27 protein-coding genes are annotated in these 24,154 nt (G+C 32.1%); 20 read left to right on the forward strand and 7 right to left on the reverse strand.

Annotated elements, in window-relative coordinates:
- Positions 1-398 precede the first annotated feature (398 nt).
- Both B3M86_RS09200 and B3M86_RS09205 read left to right on the forward strand, forming a co-directional pair.
- Entirely contained in the window at positions 399-935 is a 537-nt protein-coding gene (locus tag B3M86_RS09200; protein ID WP_125350308.1) for an RNA polymerase sigma factor, read from the forward strand.
- Positions 936-959: 24 nt separating this feature from the next.
- Positions 960-1,376, forward strand: a complete 417-nt coding sequence (locus B3M86_RS09205) for a hypothetical protein (protein ID WP_125350307.1) — start codon at positions 960-962, stop codon at positions 1,374-1,376.
- 6 nt (positions 1,377-1,382) lie between these two features.
- Here B3M86_RS09205 and B3M86_RS09210 read toward each other — a convergent pair whose 3' ends face one another.
- The 3 genes from B3M86_RS09210 to mnmD form a co-directional block, all read right to left on the reverse strand.
- Positions 1,383-1,679, reverse strand: coding sequence for an ATP-dependent Clp protease adaptor ClpS (locus B3M86_RS09210; protein ID WP_180905936.1), 297 nt, complete (start codon positions 1,677-1,679; stop codon positions 1,383-1,385).
- Positions 1,680-1,685: 6 nt separating this feature from the next.
- Positions 1,686-2,513 carry a 50S ribosomal protein L11 methyltransferase gene (gene prmA, locus B3M86_RS09215; RefSeq protein WP_038336885.1) on the reverse strand — a complete coding sequence of 276 codons (828 nt, stop codon included), beginning with the start codon at positions 2,511-2,513 and terminating at the stop codon, positions 1,686-1,688.
- Between the two features lie 72 nt (positions 2,514-2,585).
- The gene (gene mnmD, locus B3M86_RS09220) at positions 2,586-3,302 is read right to left on the reverse strand and encodes a tRNA (5-methylaminomethyl-2-thiouridine)(34)-methyltransferase MnmD (protein WP_114999065.1); all 717 of its coding nucleotides are present in this window, start codon (positions 3,300-3,302) and stop codon (positions 2,586-2,588) included.
- Between the two features lie 80 nt (positions 3,303-3,382).
- Here mnmD and B3M86_RS09225 point away from each other — a divergent pair, with 80 nt between their 5' ends.
- The 3 genes from B3M86_RS09225 to B3M86_RS09235 all read left to right on the forward strand — a co-directional run bounded on the left by B3M86_RS09225 (position 3,383) and on the right by B3M86_RS09235 (position 6,055).
- Positions 3,383-4,444, forward strand: coding sequence for a branched-chain amino acid aminotransferase (locus tag B3M86_RS09225; protein WP_280038161.1), 1,062 nt, complete (start codon positions 3,383-3,385; stop codon positions 4,442-4,444).
- 105 nt (positions 4,445-4,549) lie between these two features.
- On the forward strand, positions 4,550-5,572 hold the full coding sequence (locus tag B3M86_RS09230; protein ID WP_291046811.1) for a DUF4407 domain-containing protein: 1,023 nt from the start codon (positions 4,550-4,552) through the stop codon (positions 5,570-5,572).
- Between the two features lie 54 nt (positions 5,573-5,626).
- Positions 5,627-6,055: a hypothetical protein gene (locus B3M86_RS09235; RefSeq protein WP_125350302.1), complete on the forward strand. Its 429-nt coding sequence runs from the start codon at positions 5,627-5,629 to the stop codon at positions 6,053-6,055.
- A 32-nt stretch (positions 6,056-6,087) separates the two neighbouring features.
- On the opposite strand, the gene folP is transcribed toward B3M86_RS09235, so the two are convergent.
- Entirely contained in the window at positions 6,088-6,915 is an 828-nt protein-coding gene (gene folP / locus B3M86_RS09240) for a dihydropteroate synthase (protein WP_291076544.1), read from the reverse strand.
- Positions 6,916-6,968: 53 nt separating this feature from the next.
- On the opposite strand from folP, the gene B3M86_RS09245 reads away from it, so the two are divergent.
- The 6 genes from B3M86_RS09245 (at position 6,969) to B3M86_RS09270 (ending at position 12,575) form a co-directional block, all read left to right on the forward strand.
- Positions 6,969-7,517 carry a DUF1599 domain-containing protein gene (locus B3M86_RS09245; RefSeq protein WP_038336876.1) on the forward strand — a complete coding sequence of 183 codons (549 nt, stop codon included), beginning with the start codon at positions 6,969-6,971 and terminating at the stop codon, positions 7,515-7,517.
- A complete protein-coding gene (locus B3M86_RS09250) occupies positions 7,514-8,635 on the forward strand; it encodes a BT_3928 family protein (protein ID WP_291076546.1) in 1,122 nt (373 codons plus the stop codon). Before B3M86_RS09245 ends, B3M86_RS09250 begins: the two co-directional genes overlap by 4 nt.
- A gap of 3 nt (positions 8,636-8,638) precedes the next feature.
- A complete protein-coding gene (locus B3M86_RS09255) occupies positions 8,639-9,721 on the forward strand; it encodes an ABC transporter permease (RefSeq protein ID WP_291076548.1) in 1,083 nt (360 codons plus the stop codon).
- 76 nt (positions 9,722-9,797) lie between these two features.
- Complete coding sequence (gene tpiA / locus B3M86_RS09260; protein WP_114999079.1) at positions 9,798-10,556, forward strand: triose-phosphate isomerase; 759 nt, start codon at positions 9,798-9,800, stop codon at positions 10,554-10,556.
- Positions 10,557-10,775: 219 nt separating this feature from the next.
- On the forward strand, positions 10,776-11,537 hold the full coding sequence (locus tag B3M86_RS09265; protein ID WP_038336870.1) for a hypothetical protein: 762 nt from the start codon (positions 10,776-10,778) through the stop codon (positions 11,535-11,537).
- A 123-nt stretch (positions 11,538-11,660) separates the two neighbouring features.
- The gene (locus tag B3M86_RS09270) at positions 11,661-12,575 is read left to right on the forward strand and encodes a helix-turn-helix transcriptional regulator (protein ID WP_286496048.1); all 915 of its coding nucleotides are present in this window, start codon (positions 11,661-11,663) and stop codon (positions 12,573-12,575) included.
- Positions 12,576-12,608: 33 nt separating this feature from the next.
- Here the strand turns inward: B3M86_RS09270 and B3M86_RS09275 are convergent, their stop codons facing one another.
- The gene (locus B3M86_RS09275) at positions 12,609-14,750 is read right to left on the reverse strand and encodes a type IA DNA topoisomerase (protein ID WP_221854610.1); all 2,142 of its coding nucleotides are present in this window, start codon (positions 14,748-14,750) and stop codon (positions 12,609-12,611) included.
- Between the two features lie 323 nt (positions 14,751-15,073).
- Here B3M86_RS09275 and B3M86_RS09280 point away from each other — a divergent pair, with 323 nt between their 5' ends.
- From B3M86_RS09280 to B3M86_RS09295, 4 genes are all read left to right on the forward strand, one after another.
- The gene (locus B3M86_RS09280; RefSeq protein ID WP_038336866.1) at positions 15,074-15,886 is read left to right on the forward strand and encodes a MotA/TolQ/ExbB proton channel family protein; all 813 of its coding nucleotides are present in this window, start codon (positions 15,074-15,076) and stop codon (positions 15,884-15,886) included.
- An 88-nt stretch (positions 15,887-15,974) separates the two neighbouring features.
- Positions 15,975-16,565, forward strand: a complete 591-nt coding sequence (locus B3M86_RS09285; RefSeq protein WP_280037740.1) for a biopolymer transporter ExbD — start codon at positions 15,975-15,977, stop codon at positions 16,563-16,565.
- A gap of 18 nt (positions 16,566-16,583) precedes the next feature.
- Positions 16,584-17,111, forward strand: coding sequence for an ExbD/TolR family protein (locus B3M86_RS09290; protein ID WP_038336863.1), 528 nt, complete (start codon positions 16,584-16,586; stop codon positions 17,109-17,111).
- A 32-nt stretch (positions 17,112-17,143) separates the two neighbouring features.
- The gene (locus B3M86_RS09295) at positions 17,144-18,091 is read left to right on the forward strand and encodes a hypothetical protein (protein ID WP_291076550.1); all 948 of its coding nucleotides are present in this window, start codon (positions 17,144-17,146) and stop codon (positions 18,089-18,091) included.
- Positions 18,092-18,278: 187 nt separating this feature from the next.
- Here B3M86_RS09295 and B3M86_RS09300 read toward each other — a convergent pair whose 3' ends face one another.
- On the reverse strand, positions 18,279-19,346 hold the full coding sequence (locus tag B3M86_RS09300) for a M20 family metallo-hydrolase (protein ID WP_114999090.1): 1,068 nt from the start codon (positions 19,344-19,346) through the stop codon (positions 18,279-18,281).
- The gene (gene argB, locus B3M86_RS09305) at positions 19,340-20,107 is read right to left on the reverse strand and encodes an acetylglutamate kinase (RefSeq protein WP_114999092.1); all 768 of its coding nucleotides are present in this window, start codon (positions 20,105-20,107) and stop codon (positions 19,340-19,342) included. The genes B3M86_RS09300 and argB overlap by 7 nt, the downstream gene beginning before the upstream one ends.
- Positions 20,108-20,358: 251 nt before the next feature.
- Between argB and B3M86_RS09310 the strand changes: the two genes are divergently transcribed.
- From B3M86_RS09310 to B3M86_RS09330, 5 genes are all read left to right on the forward strand, one after another.
- Positions 20,359-20,937, forward strand: a complete 579-nt coding sequence (locus B3M86_RS09310; protein WP_038336858.1) for a GNAT family N-acetyltransferase — start codon at positions 20,359-20,361, stop codon at positions 20,935-20,937.
- Positions 20,938-21,007: 70 nt separating this feature from the next.
- Positions 21,008-21,460 carry an arginine repressor gene (locus tag B3M86_RS09315; RefSeq protein WP_291076552.1) on the forward strand — a complete coding sequence of 151 codons (453 nt, stop codon included), beginning with the start codon at positions 21,008-21,010 and terminating at the stop codon, positions 21,458-21,460.
- A gap of 7 nt (positions 21,461-21,467) precedes the next feature.
- Entirely contained in the window at positions 21,468-22,649 is a 1,182-nt protein-coding gene (gene argG, locus B3M86_RS09320) for an argininosuccinate synthase (protein WP_291076554.1), read from the forward strand.
- Between the two features lie 94 nt (positions 22,650-22,743).
- Entirely contained in the window at positions 22,744-23,730 is a 987-nt protein-coding gene (argC, locus tag B3M86_RS09325; protein WP_291076556.1) for an N-acetyl-gamma-glutamyl-phosphate reductase, read from the forward strand.
- Positions 23,731-23,763: 33 nt separating this feature from the next.
- Positions 23,764-24,123 (forward strand): four helix bundle protein, encoded by a 360-nt coding sequence (locus B3M86_RS09330; protein WP_219034924.1) that lies wholly within the window; start codon positions 23,764-23,766, stop codon positions 24,121-24,123.
- Positions 24,124-24,154 lie beyond the last annotated feature (31 nt).

Raw genomic sequence — 24,154 nt, forward strand, 5'->3', positions numbered from 1 at the left:
TAAAAAGGAAGCTTCCTTTTTGCAACTAACTCAGAACTTACAACCAGCGTTAGGGAGAGTAGTCTAAATCCTTTTGTAGAAATTGGATTTTCTTACTTGTAATAGAATTTTATTCTACAAAAGATTGCAACGGATAGCCCGACCGAGCGATTTACATTTCTTGTTATTGAATTATTAAGAGATAATTGAGGGAGATTGTATAAATACGAGGAATAGAGCGAGTGAATGCCCAAATAAATTTTTCAATAGAAATATACTTTTATTGATAGGTTCATACTTAAGTATATGTGGAATATGGATTTGATTTCATAAAAAAAATATAAAATATAAACTATGTTCAAAATTATTAGAAGTTTATCATTTGAAATTTAATAGCTTTACAGCTTAATATTACTTAATTGGATCAGAAAATATTAGATCACATTTTAGATAAGGATTGGGAACAGGCTTTTAAACTTCTTGTAAAAGATTATCATCAGAGAGTTTATTGGCAAATTCGTCGTATGGTTTTGATTCATGAAGACGCAGATGATATTGCTCAAAATGTTTTTATAAAAATCTATCAAAATTTGAATTCATTCAAAAATGAATCAAAATTATCGACATGGATTTTTAGGATTACTTATAACGAAACCATCAATTTTATTCATAAAAATGCTAAAGAACAAAATGTTTCGTTTGAAGATTATTCGATGAATATTGCAGATGATTTATCTACGGATGAGTATTTTACAGGTGATGAAATTGAGTTGAAACTACAAAAAGCGATTGCAAGTTTGCCAGAAAAGCAGCGCGTAGTATTTATGATGAAATATTATGATGAAATGAAATATGAACAAATTTCTGAAATTTCAGGAACATCTGTTGGTGCGCTAAAGGCGTCTTATCATCATGCAGTTACAAAAATTAAAGAATTTTTAGAGGATGAAGATTAAACCTTTTTAACTTTTTTTTGTCTTATGAATGATATGAAAGAAAATGGATTAAAAAATAATTTTAAGGTTCCAGAGAATTATTTTAAGAATTTAGAAGATGAAATTTATTTTAAAAGCTTAAAACAAAAGGAAAATTATACAACCCCTACTAATTATTTTGACGATTTAGAACAGTCAATTTTATCGAAAACTATTGATAAAAAAGAAACAAAAGTTGTACATTTCAATATTTGGTGGGCTGCTGCTTGTATATTGCTATTAGCATTGGTTGTAACTCCTTTTGTGATTAATTCTACAGAAAAATCTACAGAAGTTGTGGATACAAAAACAGAAAATCATGTTTACGAGAAGATCTATGATTCGTATATAGTGAGTGATCAAAACAAAAAATCGTCCAATGTAACATTAGACGATTCTGATTTTGCTTTATATGATTATTAAGAAATTCTAAATAATTTCTGCACTTAAACCTCGGTTCAATAATTCTGTGCATCGAGGTTTTAAATCTTCTAATTCACCCGTCAAGACTTCGCATTTACCTTTGTAGTGAATCAAAATAGAACATTGTTCCGCTTGCTCTGGCGTGTGTTCACAAACATCAATCAACGATTCGATTACCCAATCAAAAGTATTCACATCATCATTGTAAACAATAATTTGATATTTGTGTGATTCCTGTTCCAATACATCAACAGCCGAATCTTTTTCCGTTTCCCACATGGGTTGCGTTGCGTATTTTGTCATATCATTTTATTTTTTGAAATGTAGCGCAATCCACTCATTTCGTTGTTTTTTAGATACAAATTTCAAACCATTTTCTGTACAAAAAGCTAAGATATCATCAAAATCTTGCTCCATCAATCCACTTAAAAATAAATCACCATTTTCATTCAAAACATTGATGTAAGAAGGAATTTGACTGATTAAAATATTTTTGTTGATATTCGCTAAAATAATGTCAAACTGTTTGCTTCCCAAAAGTGAATTATCACCCATTTTCGCATCTAAACTAACACCATTTCGTTTTCCATTTTCGATAGAATTTTCCACAGCCCACTCGTCAATATCGATACATTCTGCATAATTTGCACCACGTTTCATTCCTAAAATTGCAAGAATTGACGTTCCACAGCCCATGTCCAAAATATCTTTTCCTGTAAATTCAGTTTCCAAGATATATTCTACCATCAAATGTGTTGTAGAGTGATGTCCAGTCCCAAAAGACATTTTTGGTTGAATGATAATTTCGTACGGAATATTTTCAACTGTTTCGTGAAATTCTGCACGAATCAAACATTGGTCATTCACTAAAATTGGCGTGAAATTTTCTTCCCAAGTTGCATTCCAATTTTGTTGTTCAATTTCTTGACGCGTATAAGAAAAATCAATATTCTCGATAGAATCAATCACTTCTTTTACTTGGTCAATATTTTCGTCAGTTTTTGGCATGTAAGCATCAAAACCTTCTTCGTTTTCAACAAAACTTTCAAAGGGTAGTTCAGAAATCATTGCAATAATAATTTCATTAAAAGGCTCTACTTCCGCAACTTTAAATTTATATTCGATATAATTTGTCATAAAAAAATGTAGAAAACATCAAATTGTTTTCCAGCGCAAATTTACGATTTTTATAATTAATGATAAAGGAGATTATTTATCAAATGGAAAGTCCTTCAAACCAACCATCATTTCACGTTTTCCTGGAGGCCCAGGACGTTTTTGTACAATATAGCCCAAATCTTTCAAACCTCTTTTTATGGTTCCTTTCGCTGCATAAGTGGTAAAAATGGCAGATTTTTTAGTTAAAGAATCAACAATTTCTAACAATTCTTTTTCCCATAATTCTGGTTGAACACGAGAACCAAATGCATCAAAATAAACTAAATCAAAATTATTTTCGTTGATATTTTTCAGATTGAAAAAATCTTCTTCCACTTTCTTAACTTCAAAATATGGAGAAATTTTATTCCAATTTTCCCAATTTGAATGAAATAATTGTTGATAATAATCTAAAAACTCTTCTTTTCGATGTTCAAATTCCGGATAAAGTTTGAAAACATTTTCGAAATAATTCACCAATTCAAATTCTTCATCAGAAACTGGAAATTTTTCAATTCCAACATATTGCACTGGAGTTTTATGTTTTTCAGCTTCCATCAAAGTAATGAAAGAATTAAGTCCCGTACCTAATCCAATTTCTATAATTTTTATAGGATTTTTTGTTTCTGTAAAATGATGAAATCCATTTTTTATAAATACATGAAAAGCCTCTTGTACAGCGCCATGCTTAGAATGATAAGATTCATCCCAATCTTCAATATAGATAGTTTTAGATCCATCTTCCGTTTCTTGAATAATTCTTTTCATCGTCGAAAGTTATGATATTTATTATGAAAAAGTGCAAATAAAATGTACCTTTGATAAGCACAAACAAAATATATCATAAAATGATTATAGAAAAAATTGCTGAATCAAAATTTAACGATTCAGTTTTTAACTCTACTACTTTTGGGAAAGAGTTTACAGATCACATGTTGATCGCGCATTACAAAGATGGTAAATGGGATGAGCCAAAAATTGTTCCTTACGGACCAATTTCAATGACTCCAGCAGCGATGTCTTTCCATTATGGTCAAACAATTTTTGAAGGAATGAAAGCCTACAAAAATGATAACGAAGAAGTGTTTATTTTCCGTCCAGAGAAAAACTTCGAGCGTTTTAATTTATCTGCGGCACGTCTTAATATGCCTCAAATTCCGAAAGAAATTTTTATTGATGGTTTAGAAGCTATTATTGATATCGATCGTCAATGGGTACCAAAAGATTACGGAACGTCATTATATATTCGTCCAGTAATGTTCGCAACAGAAGAAGCAGTTTCTGCTAGGGCATCTAACGAATATATTTTTGCTATTTTATTAGCTTATGCTCCTAATTATTACGATAAACCTTTATCAGTAAAAATTGCTGATTATTATAGTCGTTCAGCTCAGGGAGGTGTTGGTTTTGCAAAATGTGGAGGAAACTATGCTGGATCTTTCTTTCCAACTTCTGAAGCTCAAAAAGATGGTTATGATCAAGTAATTTGGACAGATTCTATCGAGCATAAATACATTGAAGAAGCAGGAACAATGAATGTGATGGTGCGTATAGGAAATAAAATTTTAACAGCGCCAACGTCTGAGCGTATTTTGAACGGAGTAACACGTGATTCTGTTTTAACTTTAGCAAAAGATAGTGGATATGAAGTAGAAGTACGTCCTGTAGAAGTACAAGAATTGTATGATGCTTACAAATCAGGAGAATTAAAAGAAGTATTTGGATGTGGAACTGCTGTTGTAATTACACAATACGATGCAGTTGGATTTGGTGAAGAGCGTGCTCAATTACCAACTTTAGCTGAAGAAGATTCTTTTGCATTACAATTGAAAAAGAAATTAAAAGATATTCAATACGGATTAGCAGAAGATCCTTATGGATGGAGAATTAAAATCGAAAAACAAGCTTAATTTTGTTTAAGTAAATTTTTTGAAAATATAAGCTGACAATTTGATTGTCAGCTTTTTTTGGCACGATATTTAATAATATGTTATACAAAGTACTATATTTGCAAAATGAATGGACTACAGAAATTTTTAATCATCTGTTCAGGGAGTAGTCTTGAACTCTTGAAAAAAACACCAACAGATATCAACAAACATGTTGGTATTGGAGGTGTCATATTATTTACAGGAATTTTGGCGGCTTTGTCTGCTGGATATGCGCTGAATACTGTTTTTGATAATATATATGCAGCAACAGGTTTTGGTTTGTTGTGGGGATTAATGATTTTTAATCTTGACCGATATATTGTCACATCAATGAAAAAGTCAGGTGGATTTTTTCGTCAGTTTTTTATTGCTTTGCCACGTATTTTGGTTGCAATTTTATTAGGTATTGTGATTTCGAAACCGTTAGAATTAAAAATTTTCGAGAAAGAAATTAACAAGCAATTAAATATTATTGTCAATCGAAATAAAGCGGAATTACAAAAAGGAATTGATGCGCGTTATGCTGAATTGGGAACGCCTTTTTCGAATGAACGAAAAGAAATTTATGCAGAAATTGATAAATTAAGAAATGAGTATAATTCAGCTTCTACCGAGTTGGAAAAAGAAGTTGTTGGTACACAAACTGAAACAACAACTGGACGCGAAGGTTATGGACCAAATGCGAAACGAAAAGCAGAATTGAAAAAACAAAAAGCTGCCGAAATCGAAACTTATATTCAACAATCTGCGCCTCGTTTAGCTGAAATTAATAAAGAATTAGATCGATTGAATGTTGCAAAAGAAAAAGAAATTGATGCGGCTAAACCAACCGAAGAGAATTACAATGGTTTTGCTGCACGTATGCAGGCTTTAGACGAATTGTCAGTTAATAATCCAATTTTAGGGATTGCAGCTATTTTTATAGCTCTTGTGTTTATCTCGTTAGAAACTGCGCCAGTTTTAGTGAAATTAATTGCACCAAAAGGACCTTATGATTTTCTCTTAGAAAAACATGAACATTCGTTCAAGATTTTCAGTAAAGAATCCATTCAGATTATGGATATCAAATCTGAAAAACGTGTGAAACATGAGTTAGAAAAAGTATAAATAATTAAAAAAGTAACTTCCGTTTGAAGTTACTTTTTTAATTTTGCATAAGATATGGAAACTTATAAAATAGAAATTTACGGAGAAGACGAAAACCAAATTCAACGAATGGAAGAGGTGATTGCTCCAATAAAAGATATACAGGATTATTTTTGGAAAATTCTTTGGGTTGATGGTGAAAGTGAAACGGACGAATATTCGGTTTTCGAATTGCAAGAAGTGATTGATCAACAAGACGGAATTTTTGTGGAATATGATCAGTTAGAAAGTTTGTGTTATAAAATGGAACATGTAACGGAGGCGTTGATTATTGGAGATAGAAAAGAAAATAATTTGCATGTAAATATTGAGGATGAAAATTTATACGACAACGAAGTTGTGTTTGAATTTGTGAAAGATTCACATTGGCAAATTTTGACTTCGGATATCAATATTGTTGATACGTTCAAAGTTTTCTTTCCAAATAGTAAAATCATTGATTAAAAATAAAAGCCACTTTTTAGTGGCTTTCTTATTTATTTTTGATTCAATTTTTGGAAAATTTGTAAGGTTTCTTTTGCTTCTCTTACATCGTGCACACGCAAAATTTTTGCACCTTTTTGTAACGCAACCATATTCAGGACAGAAGTTCCGTTTAAAGCTTCTTGCGGAGTTGTTTCGAATAAATTATAAATCATCGATTTTCTTGAAATTCCTACTAATAAAGGAAAACCTTCAAAACCTAAAACTTCCATTTTACTGAATAATCCGTAATTATGATCCAATGTTTTTGCAAAACCAAAACCAGGATCTAAAATAATATCATTCACTTTTGCAGCTTTTAATTGCGCAATTTTTTTGGAAAAATATTCGTTTACTTCCAGCGTAATATCTGCATATTCAGGATTATTTTGCATTGTTTTTGGCGTTCCTTTCATATGCATTAAAATGTATGGAACTCGAAGTTCTTTGATTGCATCAAACATATTTTCGTCTAACTCCCAACCCGAAACATCATTTATAATAGAAGCACCAACTTTTACAGCTTCACGTGCAACATTTCCTCGAAAAGTATCAATCGAAATAATCAATTCTGGATATTCTTCAATAATTTTTTCGATAATTGGTGCAGTTCTATCAATTTCTTCCTGCTCCGAAATATTTTCTGCTCCAGGTTTTGTCGAATAACCACCAACATCAATCATATCGGCACCTTCGGACAAGTGTTTTTCAACTTTTTCTAAAATCAAATTCATCGATTGATTACTGCCACCATCGTAAAAAGAGTTTGGCGTTGTATTCAAAATTCCCATAATTTTAGGCTCGTTCAAATCAATCAAACGACCATTACAATTAATTGTCATATCTTAGAAGTTCTTTAAGCAATTTCAATTATTTTTGAAATCGAAACGAAATTATGAAAAATACCTCAATTCAATTTAAAGAAATCATCTCTGTTTGTCGAGATTTATATACAAAAAAATTACAAGATTACGGTCCAGCTTGGCGTGTACTGCGTTTGCCGTCTTTAACAGATCAAATTTTTATCAAGGTAAACCGTATTCGTACGTTGCAAGAAGCAGCGGAGCGTTTGGTTGATGAAGACGAAGAAGGAGAATTTGTGGCAATCGTTAATTATTCGATTATGGCATTGATTCAGTTGGAACTTGGTTTTGCAGATCAGCCAGATTTGACAGACGAACAAGCTATCGAATTTTATGATAAATATGCAACAATTGCGCACGATTTGATGATGAAAAAAAATCATGATTACGGTGAAGCTTGGAGAGATATGCGTGTAAGTTCGATCACAGATTTAATTTATCAGAAAGTTTTGCGCACAAAAAGTATCGAAGATAATAAAGGAAAAACAATTGTGTCTGAAGGTTTAGATGCAAATTATTTGGATATGATTAATTATTCGATTTTCGCAATGATTTTAATTAACGAAAAGAAAGCTTCATGAGGTATTTAGTTCAATTTGCCCGAATTATAGTTGGAGTTATTTTTATAATTTCTGGATTTGTAAAAAATGTAGATCCAATTGGGTTAAGTTTCAAATTAGAAGAATATTTTTCGCCAACAGTTCTTAACATTCCATTTTTAGAAGGTTTGAGTTTGCCTTTGGCAACTTTCTTTTCACTTTTTGAAATAGTTTTAGGCGTTTTATTATTGCTTGGCGTTTGGAAAAGATTTACAACAATAGCTTTATTGTTAACGATTATTTTCTTTACATTTTTAACATTTTATTCAGCTTATTTCAACAAAGTAACCGATTGTGGATGTTTTGGTGATGCACTAAAATTAGAACCTTGGACATCATTTTACAAAGATGTTGTGCTTTTGGTGTTGATAATTATTTTAGTGATTGGTCAAAAATATATCAAACCATTATTTGTCGAAAAAGCAAATTATGTAATCAATTTTATAACAATTTTAGGTTCTGCAATTATTGCTTATATCGGAATTAATCATTTACCAATTATCGATTTTAGACCTTATGCAGTTGGCAAAAATTTAATTGAAGGAATGAAATCTCCCCAAGAGTTAGGTTTGAAACCAACAACGTATAAAACGATTTACACCATGAGAAATAGTGTAGATGGAAAAGTGGTAGAAATTGATGATGCGCAATATATTGCCGATGATAAGTGGTATAAACATGGAACGCCTTGGGTGATTGAAGCGGATAAAACACGTACAATTGTAGAGAAAAAAGGGTACGAACCACCAATTCATGATTTTAATTTTGATTGCAATGGAGTTGATAAAACGTCTGAAATTTTAAATGCCCCGAAAGCGATTGTTTTTGTCATTCCATTTGTTGAAAAAGTAAATGATAAACAAATTGCGAAATTAAATACTTTAGGAAAAGAAGCGAAAGCAAAAGGTTTTATTGTAACAGCGGTTTCGAATAATCCAATTAAAGGTTTAGAATTGGAAAATTGTTTTATGGATCAAACGACGATGAAAACAATTATTCGTTCAAATCCTGGTGTGATGATTTTAGAAAAAGGAACGGTAAAAGCGAAATATCATGACAACGATTTTCCATCAATTAATCGATTAGAAGAATTATTTTAAAAAGTGATTAATTATATTTTAAATAAAATTTTCTACGGATTTCTAACGCTTTTTGGTGTTGTGACTGTAGTTTTTCTATTGTTTTCTGTTCTTCCTGGAGATCCTGCACGTATGATGCTTGATCAGAAAGAAGATCCTGAACAATTGGCTCAAATTAGAAAAAACTTAGGTTTAGATCAACCTTTATGGAAACAATATGCTTTTTATATAAATGATTTATCGCCGATTTCATTTCATAATATAGACGAAAACAATACAACATATACTTCATTAAGTTCTGATAAATACAATTACACAAAATTGATGGATTTCGGAACAAATGAAATGGTTTTGAAAACGCCTTATTTACGTGAATCTTTTCAAAAACAAGGAAAAAGCGTCAGTACAATTATTGGAGAAACTTTACCAAATACAATGGTTTTGGCAATTGCAGCCATTATTATTGCAACGATAATTGGTGTTGTGTTGGGAATTGTTTCTGCTTTGATGAAAGATACATGGATTGACAGAGTTTTGTTGGTCGTAACAAGCTTTGGTATGAGTATTCCGTCTTTCTTTTCGGCAATTATCATTGCCTATATTTTTGCTTTTTTAATGCATGATATTACAGGGCTGAATATGATTGGAAGTCTATATGAAGTGGATGATTTGGGAGAAGGAAAACATTTGATGTTGAAAAATCTTATTCTTCCAGCGATTACATTAGGATCTCGTCCGTTAGCTGTTTTTACACAACTAACGCGAAATTCTTTGTTAGAAGTTTTGAATCAAGATTATATTAGAACAGCTTTTGCAAAAGGTTTATCAAGAAAAACTGTTATTACAAAACATGCTTTGCGAAATGCAATGAATCCAGTTGTAACAGCGATTTCTGGTTGGTTCGCTTCGATGTTGGCAGGTTCTGTTTTTGTAGAATTTGTTTTTGGTTGGAATGGTTTAGGAAAAGAAATCGTAAATGCATTAAATACATTAGATTTACCAATTGTGATGGGAGCTGTTTTAGTGATTGCTGTGATGTTTATTGTGATTAATATTTTGGTCGATATTCTTTACGGAATTTTAGATCCGCGCGTTCGCATAAAATAAATCAGTAATAATTTCACGATAAATAATTATCTTGCAGTAAATATTAAAACCAAAATCAAATAAAATACACTTTTTTATGCGTGATAGAATAGTAGCAGGAAACTGGAAAATGAACTTAAATTATGAAGAAGCGATTCATTTAGCAACAAACCTTAATGCTTGGGTGGCAGATAATCATCCAATTGCACAAGTTATAATTGCGCCTTCTTCTATTTATTTACAAACATTGTTAGAAGCTGTAGATGAGCAATATGTTAAGATTTCTTCGCAAGATATTTCTGCTCACGAAAAAGGAGCGTATACAGGAGATATTTCTGCAGAACAATTGGATAGTATCGGATTAGATTTCGCTATAATTGGACATTCTGAGCGTAGAGAATACCAAGGAGAAACGGATATTGTGATTGCTGAAAAATTGAAACAAGCTTTTAAATATCAAATTAATCCAATTCTTTGTGTTGGAGAAAAATTAGAAGAACGTGAAGCTGATAAACACTTTGAGGTTGTAAAAACTCAATTAATGGATGCTTTAGTTGCACAAAAACCAGAAGATCTTTCTCGTTTGATTATTGCTTACGAACCAGTTTGGGCAATTGGAACAGGAAAAACAGCTACACCAGAGCAAGCGCAAGAAATTCATGCATTTATTCGTAAAGTTTTGAAGGATGAATTTGGCGTAGAAGTCGCGAATGATACAAGTATTTTGTACGGAGGAAGTGTAAATGCACAGAATGCGAACGAAATTTTTGCTCAACCAGATATCGACGGTGGTCTTGTTGGTGGTGCTTCATTAAAATATGATGATTTTGTGCAGATAATTGCTGCATGTAAATAATATAAAAGCTCAACTTAGTTGAGCTTTTTTTATGTTTTATATTTTCTAAATTTTGAAAAATAATAAATTTAACTCCTCTGAATCCCTTATAAAATAAGTCAATTAAGAAAACTATAACATTTATTAGGATTAATTAAGAGTTTTCGGAACAGTGTCTGCAAAGTTCTAAAATGTACTAACTATTTAAAAAGTATCATTTTTAAACAAAACACATTTATTATGAAAAAATTGACGCAAGTATTAGGAGTCGTAGCAATAGGGTTAGTTTCTTTCTCTTTTACTACAAAAAATGAAATAAAAGTTCCTACAACAGAAATTACAAATAAAGTTGTAGAAGATGCACCAAAAGTTGTCATTTTAGATATTGTAGATAATATCGCTGTAGAATCAGGAACAAATATCGCATCAGAATTTAAAACAAAGTTAGAATCTTTGAATAAAGAAAATGTTCAGGTTCTTTTATGGAAAGATTTAACGAAAGGATTAAAAGATGAAGAGAAAAGATCAATCATCGATAGTTTAAAACCTGAGTTAATCATGACATTAAATTTTGAAAAAACTGATGATAATACAAATAAAGTTGCCGCAGTTGTTTTTAAACAAAATGTTGCATTTAACGAAACAGTTAAAGTAGCAAAAGAGTTAACAGAAAACTTAAATTCAACAGCTGTTAAAAATGACGGAGTTTATCAAAACGAATCAAATTATATTCAAGATAATGCTGCACCATCAATTTTCTTAAGCGTAAAAGTGAAGAATGAACCAACTTCTAACGCAGAAATTGTTGATAAACTTTCTAATTTCATCGAAACAGCGAAAGTTGAAGATAGCACAACTCCAGTTGAAATAACATCAGAAGTAGTAGTAGATTCAGCGGCAGCTACGGTAGACTCAGCTACAACAACAATAGAAGCGGCGGTACAAGATGTAAAAGCAGCTACGAAAGATGCAAAAACAAAAGTAAAAAAATCTAAAAAATAGAATCCGTTTTTTCGAATATTTCATTTTTATTAATGAAGAAAAAGTAACATTTTGTAATGAAATGTTACTTTTTTTTGTTTTTAATTACAGATAACTTAAGTTTGCTCAAACACTTCCAATTCAATGTCAAAACAAGGTTATATCGCGCGTTATTTCAATATTGTTCGTAAATTATCACAACAAAAATATTGTTCTTATGAAGATTTAGAGCGTTTTTTGGAACGAGAATTTGAAATGCTTCAACTTAATGATGATACATTAGAGTTTAATTTCTCTAAACGTACATTACAGCGCGATATTCAAGAAATCAGAAATATATTGGGAATTGATATAATGTATAGTCGCAGTCAGCGTGGATATTATATTATTCAAGACGATTATAGCTCTGATTTATTTCTGAAAACTTTAGAAGAAATTAATAGTTTTTCTGCTTTGAAATTGACAAATTCGCTCGAATCTATTGTGTATTTGGAAAAAAGAAAGCCAAAACGCGCCGAATTTTTACCAGATATTGTACAAGCAATTCAAGGAAAAAAGAAAATTGAATTTCATTATCAAAAATTTGGAGAGGAAAAAGAAACGATTCGTAAAGTTTCGCCAATTGCAATTAGAGAGCACAATAACCGATGGTATTTGATTGCGGATGATAAAGGAATTGTCAAAAATTTTGGTTTGGAACGAATGAATAGAGTTTCGATTTTTAGAGATAAAATTGACGATAATATCGAGTTTAATTACAATGATAAGTACAAATATTCGTTCGGGATTATTGTTCCAAGTTCAGAAAAACCAGAAAAAATAGTGCTTTCTGTGACCAAAAAACAAGCAGCGTATTTAGAATCTTTGCCTTTGCATGAATCCCAACAAATTTTAGAAATTAAAAACGATGAAGTTTTAATTGGATTAGAATTATTTTTGACCGAAGATTTTATCAGCGAAATTCTTTCTATGAGTCGTTCAGTTACAATTATCGAACCTAAAAAATTGAAAGAAAAAGTCAAAACAATTTTAAAAGAAACGTTGGAGAAATATAATTAGCGAGTTTCGAATTTCGAAACTCACTTTATTTTTTTACATTTCTTCAAATTCTAAATCGAAATTCATTCCCAAAATAGCTTTACCAGTAACTTTTTCTCCATTTTCAGGATTGATTAAGCCAGCCATTTTTCCAGTTTTTTGTTTGGTTAACAAATCCAAAATTTGTTTATCAGTTAATTTTTTACCCATAAACTCGAACGGAATTTTGAATCCACATGCTGCAAAGTTTGCACAACCATAAGCGGCTTTTCCTTTGACTAATTTATGTGTTTTACATTTTGGACAAGTTGCATCTTCCAGATTAATTTCTTCTTTCGGTTTACGTTCCTTTTTAGGTTTTTCAGCTATTTGAACTGAATTCTGATGAGAAGCGATTGGTCTGAAGTAACTATTTTTTACATCAAATGTTAGTTTCGAAACCATTTCAATCAATTCTTGCTTAAATTGTTCTAATTCGTATTCACCTTTTTCAATCAAACGAAGTTTTCGTTCCCAAACACCTGTCAATTCAGGAGATTTTAATAATTCATTTTGAATGGTATCAATCAAATCAATACCAGTTTGTGTGGCGATAATATTACGTTTTTTCTTTTCGATGTATTTTCTACGAAACAAGGTCTCGATAATATTTGCACGCGTTGAAGGTCGACCAATTCCATTTTCTTTCATCAATTCGCGCATTTCTTCATCATCTACTTGTCGTCCAGCAGTTTCCATTCCTCGTAATAGAGTCGCTTCTGTATAATGTTTTGGCGGAGTTGTTTTTCCTTTGTGAATAAATGGTTCGTGAGGACCTTTTTCACCAATCTCAAAAATCGGCATTATCTTTTCCTCATCTTTTTCGTCTTCCTTTTTATCTTTTGCATAGACTTCGCGCCAACCCATTTCGAGAATTTGTTTTCCCGTTGCTTTAAAATTTATAGCAGAAAGTTGACCGTCTTTTCCATTATTTTCAACTTTTCCTTCGACAGTTGTGTTGGCAACTTTACATTCTGGATAAAAAACAGCAATAAAACGTCGTGCAACCAAATCATAGATACGTTTTTCTTCGTTCGATAAACCTTGTGGAAAGATTTCGGTAGGAATAATAGCGTGGTGATCGGTTACTTTTGTATTATCAAAAACTGCTTTTGACATCGGAATTGGTTGCGTCATCAAAGGAGCAATCAAATTTTGATAAGCGGTTAATTTATTTAAAATTCCAGGAACTTTAGGGTGAATATCTTCCGAAAGATAAGTGGTATCAACACGAGGATAGGTCACAAATTTTTTCTCGTAAAGACTTTGTATATATTTTAAGGTATTTTCTGCCGAAAACGCATATTTTTTATTCGCTTCTACTTGTAAAGCAGTTAAATCGAATAGGCGAGGATTTTTTTCACGACCCTCTTTTACATCGAAATCAATGATTTCAAACTCTCGATTTTTGATGAAATCTAAACCTTGTTTGGCTTTTTCTTCAGATTTTAAACGAGGTATTGTCGCATTAAACTCTACTTCTTTGAAAATCGTTTTCAATTCCCAATATTCCTCAATAATAAACGCATTGATTTCTTTTTGACGCTGTACAATCATTGCTAATGTAGGTGTTTGCACACGACCAATAGAAAGAACTGTTTTTGGCGGCGCAAATTTTTTGGTAAATAATCGTGTAGCGTTCATTCCTAATAACCAATCGCCAATCGCACGCGCTTGTCCAGCAGAAAAAAGATTGAAATATTTTTCTCCATCTTTCAAATTATCAAAACCTTCTTTAATCGCTTCTTCTGTCAACGAAGAAATCCATAAACGCTTCATTGGCGCTTTAGCACGCGCTTTAAGTAAAACCCAACGTTGTATCAATTCACCTTCCTGTCCAGCATCGCCACAGTTTATTATCTCGTCGACTTGATCGTTCGTAACTAATTTTTCGATGATATGAAATTGTTTCGAGACACCTTTATCTGCAATTAATTTAATTCCGAAACTTTGCGGAATCATTGGCAAATAATTAAGATCCCAGCTTTTCCACTCGGGTGTATAATCTTGCGGTTCTTTTAATGTACACAAGTGTCCGAAAGTCCAAGTGACCTGAAATCCATTTCCTTCATAGTATCCATCGTGCTTTTGATTCGCACCAATTACTTTTGCGATATCTTTAGCAACACTAGGTTTTTCGGCAATACAAACTTTCATAGCATTTATAATTATTGAAGTGCAAAAGTCAAAATAATAATTTAATTCTTAAAAAAAAATATAAATATGTATAATTATTGAATAAATTTGCGATAGGTTATTTTTTGTGGAAAGGCTGATTTTAATAAAATTATACATTGTTTAATATTAGATATATTGTTTTGATTATTTTTTAATTGTCAAATCAGTAAAAAATTCTATTGATTTCAAGTAGATTGAAAATTTAATATGATAACAACGTAAAAAATTTAGAAGAATTAAAAAATTTTCACTTAATTTACACCCACATTAATAAAAATCATAATATTTAAAAGAATTAGTAAATGGAAAAGAATGTAACAGTACCAGCTAAAACTAAAAAGGGAGGTCTTAACCCTGTGATTACTATGATCATTTTAATTGCAATCGCAATGGGGATTTTCAAGTTTGTATTTGGAGCAGAAGGTAATTTCGAAGGAGGTGATGTAGAAAAAGGTAATCCTTTGAACTTTTTAGGAATTATTCATAAAGGAGGGGTGATTATTCCATTCTTAATGTCTTTCTTCTTTATGGTAATCGTTTTCTCTATTGACCGTGTTATCGCTTTAAACAAAGCAAAAGGAACTGGATCTGCTGAGAAGTTTGTAAATGACATTCGTGCTTTATTAAACAAAAATGAAGTTAACAAAGCAATCGAATTATGTGACAAACAAAAAGGAGCTGTAGGTAACGTAGTTAAAGAAGGTTTAACAACTTACAAAGCTTTAGAAAACGACACAACGTTAAACAAAGAGCAAAAATTAGCTCAATTAGGTAAAACGTTAGAAGAAGCGACTACATTAGAAATGCCAACATTAGAGAAAAACATGACTATTATCTCTACAATTGCTTCTGTAGGTACGTTAATTGCCTTAATGGGTACAGTAATCGGTATGATTAAAGCATTCTTCGCATTAGGTGAAGGAGGAGGATCTCCAGATGCAGCTCAATTATCAGTAGGTATTGCCGAAGCCTTAATTAATACAGGTATGGGTATTGGTGCTTCTGCATTCGCTATTATTATGTATGCTTTCTTAACTTCTAAAATTGATGATTTAACATTCAAAATTGACGAAGTAGGAATGAGTATCCAACAATCTTTCTCTGCTCACAATTAATATTCAATTGACGAAGCCTTAGAAGGATAGTATAAGGACAAAATCAAACAACAAACAATTTAGAATATTAATTAATAATACAGAGAAAATGGCAAGAGTAAAACCAAAAAGAAGAGGTCCTTCGATGGACTTAACAGCTATGTCTGACATGGCTTGGCTTTTGTTAACTTTCTTTATTTTGACATCTAACTTTAGAGAACCTGAAGTTGTTCCTGTCGTAACACCAACATCTGTTTCGAACCAAAAAATGGCTGCTGAAAACATGATGATCATTAAAATTGATGGTGAAGGTAAGTTCTTATTCGGATTAGAAGAAAAAGATCGTATTCCTACATTAGAAAGAATGGGTGATAAGTACGGAGTAAAGTTTACAGATGCTGAAAAGAATGCATTCAAAAGCATAGTAGAGTTTGGTGTACCAATGAAAGAGATGAGAAATTATTTGAATCAGTCTACTGATAAACAACAATCATATCATCCAGGTATTCCATTAGATACGATACCGAACAAAAATCAAGAATTAATTGATTGGGTATTTGAAGCAAAAGAAGTGAACCCAGATATTTTCTTGGCAATTAAAGGGGATCAAAAATCTGAATATATTCAATTCAAGAATTTGATTCAACAATTGCAAATGAAAAATATGAATAAGTTCCAGTTAATTACATCTCAAGAATAATTATTAAGAAATTAGAAAATGGCACAAATAGAAAGTCACGATGACGGTGGCGGAAAGAAAGTCCGTTCCAAAAAGAATTCGACGAAAGTCGATATGGCTCCTTTGGTTGATTTAGGTTTCTTATTAATTACTTTCTTTATGTTTGCGGCGACATCGATCAAACCAAATGTAATGAACTTGAATATGCCTCCAAAAATTGACAAATTAGATCCAACTGATAAACCAGAAATAAAATTGAATAATTCTATATCAATTTTAATTGGAAAGGATAATAAGTTATTTTGGCATCAACAAGATCAGGCAGGATTAAACGGAGGAACTCTAAATGAAACTGACTACTCTAAAATTCGTGATGTTATTACAGCAGCACAAGGTAGAGCAGATAAAGATAAGTTTACTGTAATTATCAAACCTATGGATGATGCTACGTATGATAATTTAGTAACTATCTTAGATGAAATGGAAATTACAAAGTCTACTCGTTACGGAATCGTACCTGTTGCACCTTTTGAACAAAAAGTGTTCGACGAAAAAGTAGGTAAATAATTAGTTTAATTGTTAAATTTAAAAGAATTAAAATGTCAGAAAATAACAACAAACTAAAATCCTTAGACGAGATTGTATTTGAAGGTAGAAATAAAGCGTATGGAGCTTATGACATGAGAATGTCTGAGAAGAGTACATTATTGAAAGCTTTCATTCGTGGATTTATAGTAATTGCGATTTTAGCTTTTGGTCTTATTGCTTCTGCAACAGGTTTGTTTGAAAGTAAAAAGTCAGAAGACGTAGTCGTAGATGTTCAGCTTGAGGATTTGAATATTCCTGAGCCTCCAAAAGAGGAAGAAGTGGTTGAACCAGAGCCACCAAAGCCAGAGCCAGAACAAAGATATCAAGAAGAAACAGCTCAGGTTAGAGTGGTTATGCCAGAACCTAAAGCTCAGCCTAAAAAAGAAGAGCCTATTGTCGAAGTAAAGGAAATGGCCGATAAAGATTTAGGTTTAGTAGATAGAGAAGGGCCAAAATCAACAACACAAACTGGAGGTGCTAATGAAGTAAATACTAAAAAAGAAGCACCAAAGGATACACCAAGTACTCCTAATCCAGGGAAAGGTACAGAACCTGCAGCTCCATCTACAGTAACTGCTCGTACAGCGGCTGTAATGGCGGTATATCCTGGTTGTGAGAAAGATGCTGCAAAAGGTAAACAAGCTGCAACAGACTGTTTATCTAAAAAGTTATCACAAGATTTACAAGACGAGTTGCAAGATTTTGCGAATGACGCTGCTGGTCAAGGTTTATCTGGTGTAGTAGCTGCTAAACTTTCTTTCCAAATTGACACTGATGGTAGAATCGTTGGAATTTCTCCAATGGGTGATGCTAAGTTAGGTCCTGAAGCTAAAAAAGCTTTAGAGCGTATTACACAACGTCAACAAAAAAGAGGGAAAACGATCAAACCTGCTCAAACAGAAGATGGTCGTGCTGCGAAGTTGAATTTCAACATTCCAGTTAAAATGCAAATTGAGTAAGACTTAATTTCATATATAAAAAAGAGGCTAAAATTAATTAGCCTCTTTTTTTGTGTTTAATTTTTAGAACACATCTTTATGTTTTAATAAAATCCGCGCAGGTTTAATTTTATAAGATTTCATAAAATTAAAAAGCATCTTCAATTGAATGAAGATGCTTTTTTGATTATAAGAGTTTATTATTAATTTAAAACGTAAAGCCTTTTAATAAACTTGTGTATCGCTCAATTCCGTGTTCTATTTCTGATAAATAAATATATTCGTCAGGAGTATGAGAACGAGCAGAATCTCCAGGTCCCATTTTTACCGTTTCGAAATTCATCATTGCTTGATCTGACATCGTTGGTGAACCATAAGTTGTACAACCTAATTCGATTCCTTTTTGTACAATTGGATGATTTTCTGAAATACGTGAAGAATTTAAACGCAATGAACGTGCTTTAACTTCTGCTTTTGGCAAACAACTTGAAATAATATCAACAACTTCTTGATTTGAATATAATTCGTTTACACGACAATCTACAACCAAACGACATTCATCAGGAACTACATTGTGTTGTTTTCCTGCTTCAATTTGTGTAACCGTCATTTTTACTGGTCCTAACATATCAGAAACTCTTTCGAATTGATAAGTTTTGAACCAATTCATCACATCAATTGCTTCGTAAATAGCATTTACACCTTCATTTCTTGCAGCATGTCCAGTTTTTCCTTTTACATTTACGTCCATCACAACCAAACCACGTTCTGCAATTGCCATGTCCATTTGCGTAGGTTCTCCTACAATTCCCAAATCAATTTTTGGTAGATTCGGTAAAATACTTGCAACATTCAATTGGCCTGAACTTTCTTCTTCAGCCGTAATTGCGACAATCAGATTAAATGGTAAATCATCATTCAAGAAATTGATATAAGTTGCCAATAAACTTACCGCAGAAGCTCCTGCATCGTTACTTCCCAAACCTACTAATTTATCGCCTTCTATCGTTGCTTTCAATGGATCATACGTCCAAGAAGAACCAAATTTTACCGTGTCGTGATGAGAGTTTAATAAAATTGTTTTTTTGTTCTCATCAAAATTTGGATGAATACTCCAAACATTGTTATTCTGACGATGAGCCGTTGCACCATGATCAGTTAAAAACTTGAAAATAATATCGGCCGTTTTATCTTCTTCACTCGAAAAAGATTGAGTTTCGATTAATTGACACAACAAATCGACAGCTTTCTTTTTGAGAACAGCTAATTCTAACATAAAATTGTTTTAATCTCTGAGTTAATGTTTCGCGCGTGTACCAAACATACATTTTTTACACCCGCATTGATTACTTTGAATGAATTGTCTAATTTCGGAATCATTCCTTCGAAAATTACACCTTCTTCTTTTAACTGCAAATATAAAGTTTCGTTAATTTTTGGGATCAATGTTGTGTCATCATTTACATCACGAAGTACACCAATTTTATCAAAACAGAAATTTAACTCTACTTCATTTTCTTGTGACATTGCAACCGCAATTGTAGAGGCAATAGTATCTGCATTTGTGTTCAACAATTGTCCATTTCCGTCATGTGTAATTGCACAAACAACAGGCGTAATATTGTTGTCAATTAATAATTGAAATAATTCTTTGTTGACGCTTTTATCATTCAAATCTCCAACAAAACCATAATCAATAGTTTTTACAGGACGCTTAGAACCTTTGATTGCATTACCATCTGCACCCGATAAACCTAATGCATTGCATCCAAATTCTTGCAATTTAGAAACGATAGATTTGTTCAAATTTCCGGCATATAATCCTGTCACAACATCCAATGTTGGTTTGTCTGTGATGCGACGACCTTCGATCATTTTAGGCTCGATTCCCAATTGATTTAACATCTTCGAAGCACCTTTTCCTCCACCATGAACCAAAATTTTTGGTTCTTTAATTTCGGAAAACGTTTGTAGGAATTGTTCTAAGTCTTGCTCGTTATCGATAATTCCGCCTCCTATTTTAATAATTTTCAACATTTTAATAAATATGTAAATTTTGTTTGCTTTTTTTTGGTGATACAAAAATATAATATTTAACTTTGCATCTCAGTATAATAACTGAATATCTTGTTGATTAATGGAAGAAATTACTGAAATTGTTCTTCTCAATTATGAGAGTGGCTTTCGTAATGAAAGCGCACCTTTTGGTTCTCATATTTTACTTAAGTGTGATGACAAAAGGTCATCTTTTTTCAATTCCTCTTTATTAATCGACTTTCCCTTAAATTATGTATGTTAGAATAGCAAATGCAGATGATGCCAAGTACACAGAATTGTTGTGCGAATGGTACGAAGAATCAGCTCGTATGAGAAAAACGGGTATTGCTAAACGAAATCCAGTTTATCTTGAACGCAAAATGCGTAATGGAAATGCTGTGATTGCTTTTGATGATGATGATCAAATAGCAGGGTTTAGCTACATAGAAACGTACGAAGAAGAAAAATTCGTCGTAAACTCAGGTTTAATTGTTCGTACAGATTTAAGGAGTTCAGGAATTGGACGCGAAATAAAACATGCTGTTTTTGAATTGTCACGTACAAAATTCCCGAAATCAAAAATCTTTAGTATTACAACTTCTTTAGCTGTAATGCGTATGAACACAAAATTAGGATACAAGCCAGTAACATTTTCGGAATTAACACAATCGGATGAATTTTGGAATGGATGTAAAAGTTGTAAAAACTATCACATCTTGATGGAAAATGATCGCGAGCGTTGTATTTGTACAGGATTGGTTTATGATAACCTTGATGACGAGTACGCTAAGCGCGCATTGGCAAATCAATCAAAAAAAGAAGATGAATAAATATACGAACTAAGGTTTTTTTTTGTCTAAAATGAGTATATTTGCATAAAATTTCGAATAAATATTCAAAATGAGTAATAAAAAATACAGATTCCAGATTATAAAAGATTTAATAACAGATCAAGAAATAAGTAATCAAGACGAATTATTAAAAAAATTAATTGATTTAGAGATCACAGTTACTCAAGCAACTTTATCGAGAGATTTGCGCGAATTGAAAGTTTCAAAAGTTCCTAATAGTTCGGGACAATACATTTATCGCCTTACAGAAAGTGTTACGCCAACGGCAACTGTTACACATAACGAAAATGCAAGTTTGATTTTCTCTAAAAATTTGGGAGTTATCAAAACAAAACCAGGTTATGCAAACAGAATTGCTTTTGAGATTGACAACACACATTTCAATACTATAATTGGAACAATAGCTGGAGACGATACAGTATTAATCGTAATGAAAGAAGAGAGTAGTCGTGAAGAGGTTACCAATGAATTAAGAAGAATTATTCCCAATATAAACAAATAAACAAACAATGAGCAACAAAGCAGTTTTAGCTTACAGTGGAGGTTTAGATACATCGTACTGTTTGGTTAACTTAACAAAAGATCAAGGAATGGAAGTGCATACAGTAATTGTAAATACTGGTGGATTTTCGGCAGAAGAGTTAAAAGATATCGAAGCACGTGCCTACGAATTAGGATCTTCTAAACACGTTACAATTGATATTACAGACAAATATTACAACGATTGTGTTCGCTACTTAATCTACGGAAACATCTTGAAAAATAACACTTACCCATTATCAGTAAGTGCAGAACGTATGTTTCAGTCAATTGCAATTGCTCAGTATGCAAAAGATGTAGATGCGGAATACATTGTACACGGATCTACAGGAGCAGGAAACGATCAAATTCGTTTTGATGTTGCTTTTGCAGTTATTTCACCACAATCTAAAATTATTACACCGATTCGTGACGAAAAATTATCTCGTCAACAAGAGGTAGAATATTTACAAGCAAATGGTGTAAACTACACTTGGGAAAAAGCTAAATACTCTATTAATAGAGGAATTTGGGGAACATCTGTTGGAGGTGTTGAAACATTAACATCTAACCAAGCGTTGCCAGAAGACGCTTATCCAACACAATTATCAAGAACAGAACCATCTGTTATAGAAATTGAATTTGAGAAAGGTATTCCAGTAGGTTTAGATGGAGAAAAATTATCTCCTGTAGCATTAATTCAAAAATTAAACGAAATAGGAGGTGAATATGCAATTGGTCGCGACATACACGTAGGAGATACAATTTTAGGTATCAAAGGACGTGTAGGTTTCGAAGCGCCAGCAGCTTATTTATTAATCAAAGCACACCACTTATTAGAAAAACATACACTTACAAGATGGCAATTGTTGCACAAAGATTCGTTATCAAACTGGTACGGAACTTTATTGCACGAAGCACAATACTTGGATCCAGTAATGCGTGATATCGAAGCGTTCTTAGAATCTTCTCAAAATCATGTAACAGGAAAGGTGAAAGTACAATTAAATCCTTATCATTTCTCAATGATTGGAATCGAATCACCTTATGATATGATGCAATCTAAAGTAGCTACTTATGGAGAAGAAAACGAAGCTTGGGACAGTAGAGATGCAAGAGGTTTCATCAAAATATTCGGTAATCAATTAAAAATTGTTCATAGTTTCGATTAATTGATTCTTTAAAGTGGATTCCAACGAGTCCACTTTATTTTAGAAATATAGTAGAGGTATTATACCTTAAAAAAACACGCGCAAAACATAACAAATGACAAACAAAATTAACGTAAGCATTGTAGGAGGTGCTGGCTACACAGCAGGCGAACTGCTAAGAATATTGATACATCATCCGATGGTTAATATTTCGTCTGTGTACAGTACATCAAATGCAGGCAACCCCGTTACCAAAGTGCACGACGATTTGTTTGGAGAAACTGACATCGTATTTTCGGATAAAATAGACGAAAATGCTGATGTCGTTTTTTTATGCCTTGGTCACGGAAAATCGGCAGAGTTTTTACAAAATAATACTTACTCAGCCAACACAAAAATTATTGATTTGAGCAACGATTTTCGATTAAATGCGAACCACATTTTCGAAGATAGAACGTTTGTTTACGGTTTACCAGAATTAGACCGAGAAGCAATCAAAACAGCTCAAAATATTGCAAATCCAGGTTGTTTTGCAACGGCTATTCAATTAGCATTGTTACCATTGGCAGCGAAGAATGAAATCAAAAATGATATTCATATCAATGCTGTAACAGGTTCTACAGGTGCCGGACAAAGTTTATCTGCTTCTACGCACTTTAGTTGGCGAAACAATAACGTTTCTTTCTACAAAGAATTTACGCATCAACATGAAGGAGAAATTTACCAAACATTGAATCAATTAGAAAAAGATTTCAATAACAAAGTATATTTCTTACCAATGCGAGGAGATTTTTCGCGCGGAATTTTAGCAGGTGTTTATTTAAAATCTGATTTATCAGAAGAAGAAGCAAAAAATATCTTCAACGAATATTACAAAAACGAACCTTTTACACATGTTTCTGACGCACCAATTGCATTGAAACAAGTCGTAAATACCAACAAATGTTTTTTACATATCCAGAAACAAGACGATGTATTGTTAATCACTTCTATCATCGATAATCTAACAAAAGGAGCTTCTGGACAAGCCGTAGAAAACATGAACTTGATGTTCGGTTGGGAAGAAAACTTAGGACTTAATCTTAAAACGGTGGCGTTTTAAAAAGTTGTGAGTATTGAGTTATAAGTTTTGAGTATGCAAGATTATAGAAAATTACAAGTTTGGAATCGTTCACATCTCTTGGTTTTAGATTTATATAAAATTGTAAATCAATTTCCAAAAGAAGAACAATTTGGATTAATTTCTCAAATTAAAAGAGCATCATCTTCTATACCAGCAAATATTGCAGAAGGTTGTGGAAGAAACTCAAATAAAGACTTTGCTCAATTTTTAAATATTTCTTTAGGCTCTTTGAATGAAGTCACATATTTTATTTTGCTAGCTAAAGATTTGAATTATATAAATATTGAAGAATATTCAAAATTAACAGATGAGTGTAATGAAATTAAAGCAATGCTAATTGGATTAATAAATAAAATTAGAACAATAGCTTAACTCATTACTCAAAACTCATCACTTAAAACTT

The sequence above is a fragment of the Empedobacter sp. UBA6305 genome (assembly GCF_002440405.1).
Classification (GTDB): Bacteria; Bacteroidota; Bacteroidia; order Flavobacteriales; family Weeksellaceae; genus Empedobacter; species Empedobacter falsenii_B.